The sequence below is a fragment of the Pseudomonas sp. FW305-25 genome (genome assembly GCF_017351415.1).
Taxonomy (GTDB): domain Bacteria; phylum Pseudomonadota; class Gammaproteobacteria; order Pseudomonadales; family Pseudomonadaceae; genus Aquipseudomonas; species Aquipseudomonas chlororaphis.
This window is the reverse complement of the sequence record NZ_JACNDE010000040.1, coordinates 1-14,651: the sequence shown is the minus strand read 5'-3', so window position 1 is coordinate 14,651 and position 14,651 is coordinate 1. Positions and strand designations below refer to the sequence as shown.

Below are 14,651 nucleotides of genomic sequence, written 5' to 3'. Positions count from 1 at the left end.
GCTGAGTCGCCGCTCGTTGCTCGCTTGCTCCACGCTGTCGGCGGTAGCACTGCCCGGTATGGCCCAGGCGCAGTACCAGGAAACCGGCCAGTTGGGGGTGCCGGCCAGCTGGCAATCGGCCGAATACACCCAGGACTGGGGCCTGGAGCGCATGCGCGCCAGCTCCGCCTATGCCGCCGGCATCACCGGCAGCGGGGTGAAGATCGGTGCCCTCGACTCGGGCTTCGACGCCAGCCATGGCGAAGCCTCGCCCGAGCGCTTCCACGGGGTCACCGCCACCGGCAGCTATGTCGATGGCACGCCGTTCAGCGTCTCCGGGGTACTCAACGGCAACAACGACAGCCATGGCACCCATGTCACCGGCACCATGGGCGCGGCCCGCGACGGCGTTGGCATGCACGGCGTGGCCTTCAATGCCCAGGTCTACGTGGGCAACACCAACAAGAACGACAGCTTCCTGTTCGGCCCGACCCCGGACCCGCAGTACTTCAAGGCGGTGTACGGCGCCCTGGCGGATGCCGGGGTGCGCGCCATCAACAACAGCTGGGGCAGCCAGCCGCCGGGTGTCAGCTACCAGACCCTGGGCGACCTGCACGCCGCCTATGCCCAGCACTATGGCCAGGTCACCTGGCTGGACGCGGCGGCCGATATCTCGCGCCAGGGCGTGATCAACGTGTTCAGCGCCGGTAACAGCGGTTACGCCAACGCCAGCGTGCGCGCGGCGCTGCCGTACTTCCAGCCGGAGCTGGAAGGCCACTGGCTGGCGGTGTCCGGCCTGGATGCGAACAACCAGCAGCGCTACAACCAGTGCGGCATCGCCAAGTACTGGTGCATGGCCGCGCCCGGGCGGCTGATCTCCAGCACCGTGCCCGGAGGCGGTTACGCCACCAAGTCCGGCACCTCGATGGCCGCGCCCCATGCCACGGGCGCGCTGGCCCTGGTGATGGAGCGTTATCCCTACATGAATAACCAGCAGGCCCTGGAGGTGCTGCTGACCACCGCCACCCAGCTGGACGGCTCGATCACCGAGGCGCCCACCAGCCTGGTCGGCTGGGGCGTGCCCAACCTGGAGCGGGCCATGCACGGTCCCGGGCAGTTGCTGGGATCGTTCGACGCCAACCTGGGCGCCGGGCAGGGCGATGTCTGGAGCAACGACATCTCGGACAAGGCGCTGCTGCAGCGCCAGGGCGAGGACGCCGCCGAACACGCGGCCTGGCAACAGACCCTGAAGGACAAGGGCTGGGAAAACGGCCTGGGCGCCGGCGCCAGCCAGCAGGACAAGACCGACTACGCCGTCGGCATGGCCCGCGACGCGGCCGCCGCGCAGCGGGTGTACGAGGGCAGCCTGATCAAGTCCGGCGCCGGCTGGCTGGTGCTCAGCGGCAACAACAGCTATCGCGGCGCGACCACGGTCAACGGCGGCTTGCTGACAGTCAATGGCTCGCTGGCCTCCAGTGTCACGGTCAATGACGGCGGCACCCTCGGCGGTTCCGGACGGATCGGCGCGCTGCTGGCCAACAGCGGCGCCACCGTGGCGCCGGGCAACTCCATCGGCACCTTGCAGGTGGCGGGGGACGTGACCTTCCAGCCGGGCTCGACCTATGCGGTGGAGCTGTCGCCCACCAGCAGCGACCGCATCGTCGCTGGCGGCAAGGCCACCCTCAACGGCGCCGGGGTCACCCTGGCCCTGGAAAACAGCCCGCAGCTGCTCAGCCTGCAACAGACGCAAAGCCTGATCGGCAGCCAGTACCAGATCCTCCAGGCGGCGAACGGCATCGACGGGCGCTTCGGCTCGGTGGAGCCGAACTACCTGTTCCTTGGCGGCAGCCTCGATTATTCGGCCAGCAGCGTGCAACTGAGCATCGGGCGTAACGCCACCTCGTTCGCCAGTGTCGGCCTGACCCCGAACCAGCGCTCGGTGGCGGCCGCCGCCGAGCAGCTGGGGGCGGGCAACCCGGTGTATGAAAGCCTGCTGCGCTCGCCGAGCTCCGGCGTGGCGCAACAGGCGTTCCAGCAGCTGTCCGGGGAAATCTACCCGGCGCTGGGTTCGATGCTGCTCAACGACAGCCGGCAGCTGCGCGATGCGGTCGGCGAGCGTCTGCAGGTCCCGGGCGCGGTAGTGCAGAGCGAGGGCAACCTCTGGCTCAAGGTGCTGGGCGCCTGGGGCAAGAATGACGGCAGCCACGACACCGAGGGCTACAACACGTCCATCGGCGGGTTGCTGCTGGGGGCCGACGGCGCGCTCAGCGACAGCACGCGCCTGGGCGCCTTCGCCGGCTACAGCGACAGCTCCCTGAGCATGGGCGGCGGCACCCATTCCAAGGCCTCGGTGGACAGCTATCACCTGGGCACCTACCTCGGCCACGAGCTGGGCGCCTGGCGCCTGAGCGCGGGCGCGGCCCACAGCTGGCATCGCGCCGACGTCAAGCGCGACCTGCAGTTCGGCGAAGTCAGCGGCAAGCAGAAAGCCAAGGTCGATGCCCGCACCAGCCAGGTCTTCGGCGAGGCGGCTTATCGCCTCGACCTGCCGGCGCTGGCCCTGGAACCGTTCGCCAACCTGGCCTACGTGCACCTGCACCGCGACAGCTTCAGCGAGAAGGGCGACGCCGCGGCGTTGAAAGGCGGCAGCGACAGTCGTGAAGCAGCACTCAGTACCCTCGGCCTGCGTGCCCTGAAAAGCCTCGAGCTGTCCGGGCAAACCCGCCTGGACCTTTCCGGCTCCCTGGGCTGGCAGCACAACCTGAGCAATACCCGGGCCGAGGAACACCTGGCCTTTGCGTCCGGCGGCACGCCGTTCAGTGTCGAAAGCACCTCGCTGCCGCGCAATGCCGCGCTGGTCGGCGCCCATGCCAGCCTGGCGCTGAGCCGGGACCTGCGCCTGAGCCTGGATTACAACGGCCAGCTGGCCAGCCGTGAGAAGAACCACGGGGCGGGGCTGAGCCTGAACTGGCAGTTCTGAACCGGCTTTTGACAGCGCCGTGTCGATGCAAGGTCGCGTCGACACGGCAGCCGCTATCGGTACAGCACGGCTCGCCGTTGGCGGGCCGGCTGTTCGGTAAAACCACCCGCGCCGGGTCTGGCGCGGCGTTTCCTCTAGCAAGGCAACTATTTCCAGCAAGGCAACTATTTCTAAGCAAGGCAACTAAGGAAGGTACCGATGAAATACAGATTTACGGGGGCTGCTCCGGCGGCCAACAGCCTGGTGCGCGCCTCCTGCGGCGCTTTGATCTGTGGCCTGGCCGTGGCGGGTAACGCCCAGGCCGCGCCTTATGTCGAAAGCGGCCAGCCGGGCGATCCCGGCAGTTGGCGCAGTGCCGAGTTCAACGCCGAATGGGGCCTGGGGGCGATCCATGCCGAGCAGGCCTATGCCGCCGGTTATACCGGCAAGGGCGTCAAGCTGGGGATCTTCGACCAGCCGGTGTATGCCCAGCACCCGGAATTCAGCGGCAGCAACAAGGTGATCACCCTGGTCACCAGCGGCATCCGCGAATACACCGACCCTTACATTCCGGTCAAAGCCGGCGATGCCTTCCGTTATGACGGCACGCCTTCGGTGGGCTCCGACGGCAAGCTCGGCTCCCACGGTACCCACGTCGGCGGGATCGCCGCCGGCAGCCGCGACGGCGGGCCGATGCATGGCGTGGCCTTCGACGCGCAGATCATCAGCGCCGAAAACGGCGACCCGGGCCCCGAGGACGGGATCATTCTCGGCAACGACGGCGCGGTCTACCGGGCCGGCTGGGATGCCCTGGTGAACAGCGGCGCGCGGATCATCAACAACAGCTGGGGCATCGGCATCACCGACCGCTTCGACCAGGGCGGTCGCGACCCGGCCTTCCCGCATTTCACCGTGCAGGACGCGCAGTTGCAGTTCGACCAGATCCAGCCGCTGCTGGGCACCCGCCAGGGTGGCGCCTACAGCGGGGCGATCGACGCGGCCCGCGGTGGTGTGCTGACCATCTTCGCCGCCGGCAACGACTACAACCTGAACAACCCGGACGCCATCGCCGGCCTGGCCTATTTCGTGCCGGAAATCGCGCCGAACTGGATGACGGTGGCGGCCTTGCAGAAGAACCCGGACACCGCCAGCCCCAATCCCTACACCCTCAGCACCTTCTCCTCGCGCTGCGGCTACACCGCGAGCTTCTGCGTCTCGGCGCCGGGTACGCGGATCTACAGCGCGGTGATCGGCGGCACCAACCTGGACGACATGACCATCGGCTACGCCAACAAGAGCGGCACCTCGATGGCCGCGCCCCATGTGGCGGGCGCGGCGGCGGTGCTGATGGAGCGCTTTCCCTACATGAGCGCTTCGCAGATCGCCACGGTGCTGAGGACCACCGCCACCGACATGGGCGATCCGGGCATCGACGCGTTGTACGGCTGGGGCATGATCAACCTGCAAAAGGGCATCGACGGTCCGGGCATGTTCGTCACCGAAGCGGACATTCCCCAGGAGTTCCGGGTCGAAGGCGCCTACGGCTCCGGCCAGTTCGTGGTCGACCTGCCCGGTATCGGCGCCGTGGTGGATGCCGGCAAACCCACCGAGCGCCTGTGCACTGGCCTGTCTTGCGGCCTGGATGTCTGGCGCAACGACATTTCCGGACACGGCGGCCTGACCAAGCAGGGCATCGGCACCCTGGTGCTGACCGGCAACAACAGCTACAGCGGCCCGACCCTGGTCAATCAGGGACGCCTGGCCATCAACGGTTCGCTGGCCTCGGCGGTGACGGTCAATGACAGCGGCATTCTCGGCGGCAACGGGCGCATCGCCGCGCTGACCGCCAACCGTGGCGGTACCGTGGCGCCGGGCAACTCGATCGGCACCTTGCAGGTGGCGGGCGACGTGACCCTGCAACCGGGCTCGACCTACGCGGTGGAGCTGTCGCCCACCAGCAGCGACCAGATCGTCGCTGGCGGCAAGGCCACCGTCGAAGGGGCCAACGTGACCCTGGCCCTGGAGAACAGCCCGACCCTGCTCAGTGCCCGCGAGGCGCAAAGCCTGCTCGGCCGGCAATACAACATCCTGCAGGCGGCCGGTGGCATCGAAGGGCGCTTCGGTTCGGTGGCGCCGAACTACCTGTTCATTGGTGGCAGCCTCGACTACTCGGCCAGCGGCGTGCAGTTGCAGGTCGCGCGTAACGCCACATCCTTCAGCGACGTCGGCCTGACCCCGAACCAGCGTTCCGTGGCGGCTGCCGCCGAGCGACTGGGGGCGGGCAATCCGGTGTACGAAAGCCTGCTGCTGTCGGAGAACGCCGCCAGCGCGCAACAAGCCTTCCAGCAACTGACCGGGGAGATCCATCCGGCCATCGGCACGCTGCTGATCAACGACAGCCGCCAACTGCGCGATGCGGTGGGCGACCGTCTGCGTCAGGACGGCCTGCTCGATTCGTCGGCGCCCGCGGCCAGCGACAACAATGTGTGGTTCAAGGTGCTGGGGGCCTGGGGCAAGGCCGACGGCGGTTATGACCATGCCAACTACAACACTTCGATCGGCGGCCTGCTCGCCGGGGTCGATGGCTTGATCGCCGAAGACACCCGTCTCGGCCTGTTCACCGGCTACAGCGACAGTTCCCTGAGCATGGGCGATGGCACCCATTCCTCGGCCTCGGTGGACAGCTATCACCTGGGTGCCTACCTGGGCCATCAACTGGATGCCGTGCGCCTGAGCGTCGGCGGTTCCTACAGCTGGCATCGCATCGATGTGAAGCGCGACCTGCAATACGGCGAGTTCTCGGACCGGCAAAAGGTCAAGCGTGACGCCCAGACCGCTCAGCTGTTCACCGAAGCGGCGTGGCAAGTGGCGCTGCCGGGCGTGGCGCTGGAGCCCTTCGTCAACCTGGCCTACGTGCATGTGGGCAGCGACAGCTTCCGCGAAAAAGGCGGGGCTACCGCACTGCGCAGTGGCGATGACAACCGCGACGCGGTGCTCTCGACCCTCGGCCTGCGGGCCAGCAAACGCTTCGCCTTGTCCGATGCCCGGCAGCTGGAACTGGCCGGCACCCTCGGCTGGCAGCACAACCTGAGCGATACCAATTCGGATCAGCACCTGGCTTTTGCCAATGGTGGTTCGTTCAACATACAGAGCGTTGCGCTGGACCGTAACGCCGCTGTGGTCGGGGCTCGCGCCGGCCTGTTGCTGGGGCGCGATACCCGGGTAAACCTGGACTACAACGGCCTGCTGGGTTCTCGGGACAAGAGTCACGGGGTCGGCCTGACCCTGGACTGGCAGTTCTGAGGCCTGCGGGCCAATGACCATAAGAGTGAGACACAACATGGGTGTATTCGATTACCGGAGTTTCAAGGGCGAGGCGGGCAAGGCGCTGTACAGCGATGCCCTGGCGTTGACGCTCTACGCCTACACGCCCACCGGGCAGCCGCTGGCGTCGGGCTGGACGGCGATTGGTGCCGAGCGGCTGGGGTATCAGGGCAAGGTCGGGCCCCAGGGCACCTTCTTCGGCGAGCAGCCAGGCTTTACCAGCGCCGAAGTGGAGGTGCTGGGGCGTTACGACGAGGCTGGCAAGTTGCTGTCGATCGGCATCGCCTTTCGCGGCACCGGCGGCCTGGGCTTCAGCGATACCCTGGGCGACATCAAGAACAACCTGCTGGCGGCGGTCGGGCCGGTGGGCTACGCGGCGAATTACAGCAAGAATGCCTTCGACAAGCTGTTCGCCAGCGTCGCCGAGTTCGCCAAGGCCCAGGGCCTGAGCGGCCAGGATGTGCTGGTCAGCGGCCACAGCCTGGGCGGTCTGGGGGTCAACAGCCTGGCCGAATTGAGCGGCGAGCACTGGGGCGGTTTCTACGCTGACGCCCGCTATGTGGCGTTCGCCTCGCCGACCCAGAGCCCGGGGGACAAGGTGCTGAACATCGGCTACGAAAACGATCCGGTGTTCAGGGTGCTTGACGGCACCACCTTCAACGCTTCGTCCCTGGGCAGCCATGACCAGTTCCAGGCGTCGGCGACCAACAACATCGTCAACTTCAACGAGCACTACGCGTCGACCCTGGAGAACCTGCTGCCGCAGAGCATCCTCAACCCGCTGTCGTGGAAGGCCCACGGTTCCGCGGGTTACGCCGATGGCTTGAACCGGGTGGTGGATTCGGCGTTCTACGACCTGACCAGCAAGGACTCGACCCTGATCGTCTCCACCTTGTCCGAGGCCAATCGGGGCAAGACCTGGGTCGAGGACCTCAACCGCAACGCCGAACCGCACAAGGGCAGCACCTTTATCTTCGGCACCGACGGCAGCGACCTGCTCAAGGGCGGACGCGGCAACGACTTCATCGAGGGCCGCGACGGCAATGACACCTTCCGCGACGCGGGTGGCTACAACATCCTGCTGGGTGGCAAGGGGCATAACGTCTTCGACCTGCAGCAGTCGCTGGGCAAGTTCAGCGTGGTCAACGATGGTGACGGCACCTTGTACGTGCGCGATGCCTATGGCGGCATCAGCATGACCCGCGATATCGGCGCGCTGGTGAGCAAGGAGCCGGGTTTCGCCTGGGGCCTGTTCAGCAAGGAGGTGACCCACAGCGTGACCGACCAGGGCCTGCTGGCCGGCAACCAGTTGACCCACTACAACCATTCGCTCAATGGCGATGCCTACGGCAATGCGCTAGTGGCCAGCGTCGACGGCGACTGGCTGTTCGGTCACGGCGGCGACGATGTGCTGCGCAGCGACAAGAGCGACGTGACCTTTGTCGGCGGCGCCGGCAACGATGTCATGTATTCCAGCGGCGGCGGGGCCAACACCTTCCTGTTCAGCGGCGCCTTCGGCTTCGACGCGATCCATGGCTACCAGGGCAGCGACAAGCTGGTGTTCATGGGCGTGGCGGGCGCGGGGCAGGGCTACGACTACACGCAGCACCTGTCACAGAGCGGCCAGGACACCTTGCTCAGCGTCGGCGACTACGCCGTGACGCTGGTCGGGGTCGCGCCGGACAGCCTTTCCGCAGGGGGGATCGTCTTTGCATAGATAAGTAGCAAAAAGCATTGCACTAAGGATGGGGCGCCAGCGGAGGGCGCTCCGTCCGCGTGAGCTATCTCGAACAAGTTCAACAACAAAGAGAGGCAATACCATGGGTGTGTATGACTACAAGAACCTCGGCACAGAAGACTCAAAGGCGCTGTTTTCCGATGCGCTGGCGATCACGCTGTATTCCTACCACAACCTCGACAACGGGTTTTCCGCCGGTTATCAGCAGTACGGTTTCGGCCTCGGCCTGCCGGCGACCCTGGTGACGGGGCTGATCGGCAGCAGCGATTCGCAAGGGGTGATTCCCGGGCTGCCCTGGAACCCCGACTCGGAGAAGGCCGCGCTGGAGGCGGTGCAAAAGGCCGGCTGGACACCGATCGGCGCTGCCCAGCTGGGCTACGACGGCAAGACCGACTTCAGGGGCACCTACTACGGGGAAAAGGCCGGCTACACCACCGCCCAGGCGGAAGTGCTCGGCAAGTACGACGATCAGGGCCACCTGACCTCCATCGGCATTGCCTTTCGCGGCACCAGCGGCCCCCGTGAATCGGTGATCGGCGACTCCATCGGCGATGTGATCAACGACCTGCTGGCGGCGTTCGGGCCCAGGGACTACGCGAAAAACTACGCCGGCGAAGCCTTCGGCAAGCTGCTCGCCGATGTCGCGGCCTTCGCCCAGGCCAATGGCCTGACGGGCAAGGACATCCTGGTCAGCGGCCACAGCCTCGGCGGCCTGGCGGTCAACAGCCTGGCGGACCTGAGTGGCGATCACTGGTCGGGGTTCTACCAGGATGCCAGCTACGTCGCCTACGCCTCGCCGACCCAGAGCGCGGGGGACAAGGTGCTGAATATCGGCTACGAAAACGATCCGGTGTTCCGAGCCCTCGATGGCTCTTCGTTCAACCTGGCGTCCCTCGGCGTGCATGACACGGCGCAGGAGTCGGCGACCAACAACATCGTCAGTTTCAACGACCATTACGCCTCGGCGGCCTGGAACCTGCTGCCGTTCTCCATCCTGAATATCCCGACCTGGCTGTCACACCTGCCCACCGGCTACGGCGACGGCATGACACGGATCCTCGAGTCGAAGTTCTACGACCTGACGAGCAAGGACTCGACCATCATCGTCGCCAACCTGTCGGACCCGGCGCGGGCCACCACCTGGGTCCAGGACCTCAACCGCAATGCCGAAACCCACAAGGGCAGCACCTTTATCATCGGCACCGACAGCAACGACCTGATCCAGGGCGGCCAGGGCAATGACTACCTCGAAGGCCGCGCCGGCAACGATACCTTTCGCGACGCCGGCGGCTACAACATCCTGCTGGGCGGGCAGGGCCACAACACCCTGGACCTGCAGCAGTCGGTGAAGAACTTCAGCTTCGCCAACGACGGCGCCGGCACCCTGTATGTGCGCGATGCCAATGGCGGCATCAGCATCACCCGCGATATCGGCGCGATCACCAGCAAGGAGCCGGGGTTCCTCTGGGGCCTGTTCAAGGACGATGTGACCCACAGCGTCACCGACAAGGGCCTGCTGGCGGGGAGCAACCTGACCCAGTACGCCGCTTCGGTGAAGGGCGACGCCGCGGCCAATACCCTGACCGCCCACGCCGGCGGCGACTGGCTGTTCGGCCTGGACGGCGATGACCACCTGATCGGCGGCCAGGGTAACGATGTGCTGGTCGGCGGCGCGGGCAACGACCTGCTGCAGGCGGGCGGAGGCAGCAATACCTTGCTGTTCAGCGGCAACTTTGGCCAGGACCGGGTGCTGGGTTACCAGAGCAGCGACAAACTGGTGTTCCTCGGCGTCGCAGGCGTGGTCGCCAACGACGACTTCCGCGCCCACGCCAGCACCGTGGGCAACGATACCCTGCTGACCTTTGGCGGCGACTCGGTGACCCTGGTAGGGGTGAGCCTGGACAGCCTCAACGGCGCGAGCATCACCATCGCCTGAAGCCTGACCGCGCGGGGCGAGGTCTTGGCCTCGCCCCGCGCGGTCACGGGTTTGCCTTTGCGTGTCCCTCGACCGCACTTTTTTCGCCAAAACCAAGGGTATTTGCCCAAAGGGTGACCCGCCAGCCTGGAAATGACTCCAATACCTGCCCCCTGTGACACAGCGCTCGATTAAACATCGGCCTGTCGCCAGGCGGGTGGATGCCGCGCGTGCGCTCCGGGCCCTTAAAGTCCGCAGGAGCTTGCGCGTTATCAAGGCAGGCAGCCGCTGCCGAGGCTCATTCAATGGCAACAGTGAACAGTAGGAGAAACACAAGGTGAGTGATAACCAGAGGTATGGCACTGGTCTGGCGCTAGTCCTGATGGCGGGCAGCGCAATGGCCGAGGACTTGCCTCAGCAGTCGATCCTCAAGCGCTACGGCGTGACCCCGGACCAGCTACCGGCTGCCGTGCAGGCTACCGAAAAAGAAGTGCAGCCCGAACCGGGCAGCCGCTTTCATATCGACGCGGAGCGGCCTTGGGCGAGCGTGACCCTGGGGGAGGGTAAAAAGCCTGAAACCACCGGCAATATCAGCATCGATAATGCGGCGGCCCGGGAGTTCGAGCGGTGTCAGCGGGTGCGTGGCGAACTGCAGAAGCGCGGGGAACAGCACTACATTTCCTGCGATAACAGCGTGCCGGGGCAGAATTCGGCACCCTGGTCGCCCTGAGGGCGACCGGGTTCGATCGGTCAGTCTTCTTGGCGGACGGTGGCGACATCGGCCGCCTTGATGCGGATTTTCTTGCCGGCGATGTCTTCGAATTCGTAGAACCCGTCGGCGGTCTTGGCGTTAGGCATGTCCTTGGTCAGGTATTGCGTGCCGTTCTGCAGCGTCACCACGGTTGGCGAGGCACAGCCGCCCAGTGCCAGGAAGGCTGCGACGGCCAACGGCAGGCCCAGGTATTTGACGTTCATAGACAAACCTCTCTTCATGAATCCCGTGAGTCCACCATGATTGGCGGCTCGCGACTATATGGCTATCCGCCCTTGGTGTGATTAACCGCAAGAAAGTTCTGCGGCCCCGTAAAAAAACCTGTAACGCCACTTATCCAATAGTGTTTGCCAGGGCAGGTCGGCAGCTGTTATCTGTATGCATAACCAGTATCAACCTCTTTGCGGCGCGCTTGTCCTGTGACTTCCAACCCTCTGGAAAACCCTCTTTATTACCTGCACAACTTTCAGCAGGTGCTGGCGTGGCTCAAGCTGCGCTACGCCGATGTGCTGTCACCCGAAGAGCGTAGCTTCATCGACGACTTCTCGGCGCTGGCCCAGCCATCCCAGGCGTTGCTGGTGCGCATGATCATGCGCAAGGGCTGTCATTTTCGCACGTCCCGGCTGGTCTATGAAGAAATCGGCGATACTCGCGCGGCCGTCGCACCGCTGGTGCGCCTGGGCTGGGTCGACGAGCAGGCGCCGCTGACCCTGGAAGAGCTGTTCAACCTGTTGCAGAAGGCGGAAATCCTCCACGTTTTTCGCGCGCAAATCGAGCAGCCGAAGGCCCGCAAGTCCGACTGGCTGGCCGCCTTGGCGCCGTTGTTCGACGAGCCGCGAAGCCTGGGCCAGTGGTGTCCGGGGCTGGAAGACGGGGTGTGCAGCCTGACGGTCATGGCGCTGTGCGACCGCCTGCGCCTGATGTTCTTCGGCAACCTGCACCAGGACTGGTCGGAGTTCGTGCTGGCCGACCTGGGCATCTTCACCTACGAAAAGGTCGAGTTTCGCGACGACGCCCGGGCGCTGCGCAGCCGCGCCGACGTCGAGGGTTTCCTGTACCTGGAGGATTGTCGGCAGCATTTTGAAAGCGGCGCGGCGCTGGAGGAGGTGCTGGCGAGCATCCAGGCGTTCGCCAGCGACAATCCCTGGTTGCAGCGGCGCCGGGCCAAGCTGCTGTTCCTGCTGGGGCAGCATTGCGAGCGGCTAGCCGAATGGCCGCTGGCGGCCGCCATCTACCAGGCCTGCGCCGATCCCGGGGCGAGAGCGCGGCTGATCCGCGTCTTCGAGCGCAGCGGCGATTACCCGCAGGCGCTGGTCCTGGCCGAGGCGGCGGTGCTGGCTCCGCACAACGCGGCCGAGCAGCAGCAACTGCTGCGGCTGCTGCCCAGGTTGCGGCGCAAGCTCGGCGGCCCGGCCACGCCGCGTGGCGGCACCCAGCCGACGCTGCGCCTGGACCTCAGCCTGCCGCGGGTCGATCCGGCGCTGTCGGTGGAACTCCATGTGCAGGCCCATCTCCACGAGGAGCAGGCGCCGGTGCATTACGTGGAGAACAGCCTGATCAATTCGCTGTTCGGGCTGCTCTGCTGGCCGGCGATCTTCGCGCCGCTGCCCGGGGCGTTCTTCCACCCGTTCCAGCGCGGCCCGGCCGACCTGTTGAGCGAGGACTTCCACAGCCGTCGCGCCGAACTGTTCCAGGCCTGCCTGGCGGAACTGGATGACGGGCGTTATGCGCAGACCATCCGCCAGGGCTACCTCGACAAGTGGGGCGTGCAGTCGCCTTTCGTGTTCTGGGGCGCCCTCGACGAAGAATTGCTGGAGCAGGCACTGGCCTGCCTGCCGGCCGAGCACCTCAAGCACTGGTTCGAGCGCCTGCTGCAGGACATCAAGGCCAACCGCGCCGGCATGCCGGACCTGATCCAGTTCTGGCCGCAGCAGAAAACCTACCGCATGATCGAGGTCAAGGGCCCTGGCGACCGCCTGCAGGACAACCAACTGCGCTGGCTGGAGTTCTGTCGGCAGCACCAGATGCCGGTGGCGGTCTGCTACGTGCAATGGGCGGAGCAGGACGGGTGAACTACCGCATCGCGGTACGGGCGCTGTGCGAATTCACCGCCAAGGTCGGCGACCTCGACCTGCGCTTCACCCCGTCGCCCACTGCGCTGGAAGGCATCCAGGGCCACCGCACGGTGGCGGCGCGGCGCGGCGCGAACTATCGGAGCGAAGTGTCCCTCGAAGGCAGCTTCGGCGCGTTGACGGTCAAGGGCAGGGCGGACGGCTACGACCCGGACGCCAACCTGCTGGAAGAGGTCAAGACCTACCGCGGCGACCTGGAGCGCATGCCGGCCAACCATCGCCAGCTGCATTGGGCCCAGGCGAAGATCTATGGCTGGCTGCTGTGCCAGCAGTTGCAGTTGAGCAGCATCCGTCTGGCGCTGGTGTATTTCGACATCCTCAGCGAGCGCGAGACGTCGCTGGTGGAAGAGCACGGGGCCGAGGTCCTGGAGCAGTTCTTCAACCAGCAATGCAGCCTGTTCCTGCAGTGGGCTGAGCAGGAGCTGGCCCACAGGCACGCCCGCGACCAGGCCATGGCGGCGCTGGGCTTCCCCCATCCCGACTTCCGCCCCGGGCAGCGCGCGCTGGCCGAGTCGGTGTACAAGGCGGTGAGCACCGGGCGCTGCCTGATGGCCCAGGCGCCGACCGGGATCGGCAAGACCCTGGGCACGGTGTTTCCCATGCTCAAGGCGATGCCGGGGCAGCAGCTGGACAAGCTGTTCTTCCTCACCGCCAAGACCCCGGGACGCAAACTGGCGCTGGATGCCGCCGAGGTGCTGTTCGAAGGCAGCCCCGGGCTGCCGTTGCGGGTGCTGGAACTGGTGGCGCGGGACAAGGCCTGCGAGCACCCGGAGCTGGCCTGTCATGGCGAGTCCTGCCCGCTGGCCAAGGGTTTCTACAACCGTCTGCCGGCGGCGCGGCAGGCGGCAAGCCAGCGGTCCTTGCTGGACCAGCAGGCGCTGCGCGAGATCGCCCTGGCACATGGGCTGTGCCCGTATTACCTGAGCCAGGAAATGGCCCGCTGGAGCGATCTGCTGGTGGCGGACTACAACTACTACTTCGATTTCAGCGCCTTGCTGTTCGGCCTGGCGCAGGCCAATCAATGGAAGGTCGCCGCGCTGGTGGACGAAGCGCATAACCTGGTGGAGCGCGGGCGCTCGATGTACAGCGCCAGCCTCGACCAGTACCAGTTGAACGCCGTGCGCCAGGTTGCCCCGGAGCCGCTGAAGAAGCCGCTGCAACGGCTCAACCGCGAATGGAATGCCCTGCACAAGGAACAGCTGCGGCCGTACCAGGCCTACGACCAGGCGCCGGCCCCGTTGCTCAAGGCGCTGTCGCTGTGTATCTCGGCGATCGGCGATTACCTCAACGACCACCCGCAAGGGCTGGACAGCCGGTTGCAGGGCTTCTATTTCGATGCCCTGCAATTCGCCCGGGTGGCCGAACTGTTCGATGGGCAGTTCCTGTTCGATATCAGCAAGCGCGAACTCAATGCCCGGCGCAGCCTGTCCGAGCTGTGCCTGCGCAACGTGGTGCCGGCGGGTTTCCTCGCGCCGCGACTGAGCGCGGCGCGCAGTACGGTGCTGTTCTCGGCGACCCTCAACCCCTGGCATTACTACCGCGACCTGCTGGGGCTGCCGGAGACTACGGTGTGGGTGGACGTGGAGTCGCCGTTCAGTGCCGCGCAGCTGGACGTGCACATCGTCAGCCGGATCTCCACCCGTTTCGCCCATCGCCAGGCGTCGCTGGCGCCCATCGTCGAGCTGATCGCCAGCCAGTTCCGCCGGCGCCCCGGCAACTACCTGGCGTTCTTCAGCAGCTTCGATTACCTGCAGCAGGTGGCCAGCCTGCTGGCCGAACAGCACCCGGATATCCCCCTGTGGCAACAGTCGCGCGGGATGGATGAAGGGCAA

Annotated in this window: 8 protein-coding genes; 7 read left to right on the top strand and 1 reads right to left on the bottom strand. The window is 66.0% G+C overall.

Annotated features, from left to right (window positions below; translation table 11 throughout):
- Positions 1 to 58: 58 nt before the first annotated feature.
- The 5 genes from J4E58_RS26940 (at position 59) to J4E58_RS26920 (ending at position 10,645) form a co-directional block, all read left to right on the top strand.
- Positions 59 to 2,959, top strand: a complete 2,901-nt coding sequence (locus tag J4E58_RS26940) for an autotransporter domain-containing protein (protein WP_370686822.1) — start codon at positions 59 to 61, stop codon at positions 2,957 to 2,959.
- Between the two features lie 198 nt (positions 2,960 to 3,157).
- A complete protein-coding gene (locus tag J4E58_RS26935; protein ID WP_087090795.1) occupies positions 3,158 to 6,241 on the top strand; it encodes an autotransporter serine protease in 3,084 nt (1,027 codons plus the stop codon).
- 37 nt (positions 6,242 to 6,278) lie between these two features.
- Complete coding sequence (locus J4E58_RS26930; RefSeq protein WP_087090797.1) at positions 6,279 to 7,979, top strand: polyurethanase; 1,701 nt, start codon at positions 6,279 to 6,281, stop codon at positions 7,977 to 7,979.
- Positions 7,980 to 8,082: 103 nt separating this feature from the next.
- Complete coding sequence (locus tag J4E58_RS26925) at positions 8,083 to 9,936, top strand: polyurethanase (protein WP_087090799.1); 1,854 nt, start codon at positions 8,083 to 8,085, stop codon at positions 9,934 to 9,936.
- Between the two features lie 316 nt (positions 9,937 to 10,252).
- A complete protein-coding gene (locus J4E58_RS26920) occupies positions 10,253 to 10,645 on the top strand; it encodes a hypothetical protein (RefSeq protein WP_087090801.1) in 393 nt (130 codons plus the stop codon).
- A 20-nt stretch (positions 10,646 to 10,665) separates the two neighbouring features.
- Here J4E58_RS26920 and J4E58_RS26915 read toward each other — a convergent pair whose 3' ends face one another.
- A complete protein-coding gene (locus J4E58_RS26915; protein ID WP_007922767.1) occupies positions 10,666 to 10,890 on the bottom strand; it encodes a YgdI/YgdR family lipoprotein in 225 nt (74 codons plus the stop codon).
- 216 nt (positions 10,891 to 11,106) lie between these two features.
- Between J4E58_RS26915 and J4E58_RS26910 the strand changes: the two genes are divergently transcribed.
- Both J4E58_RS26910 and J4E58_RS26905 read left to right on the top strand, forming a co-directional pair.
- A complete protein-coding gene (locus J4E58_RS26910) occupies positions 11,107 to 12,759 on the top strand; it encodes a VRR-NUC domain-containing protein (RefSeq protein WP_087090803.1) in 1,653 nt (550 codons plus the stop codon).
- Positions 12,756 to 14,651: ATP-dependent DNA helicase (locus J4E58_RS26905; protein ID WP_207255341.1), on the top strand; the 1,896-nt coding region annotated here is incomplete at its 3' end. The genes J4E58_RS26910 and J4E58_RS26905, both read left to right, overlap by 4 nt.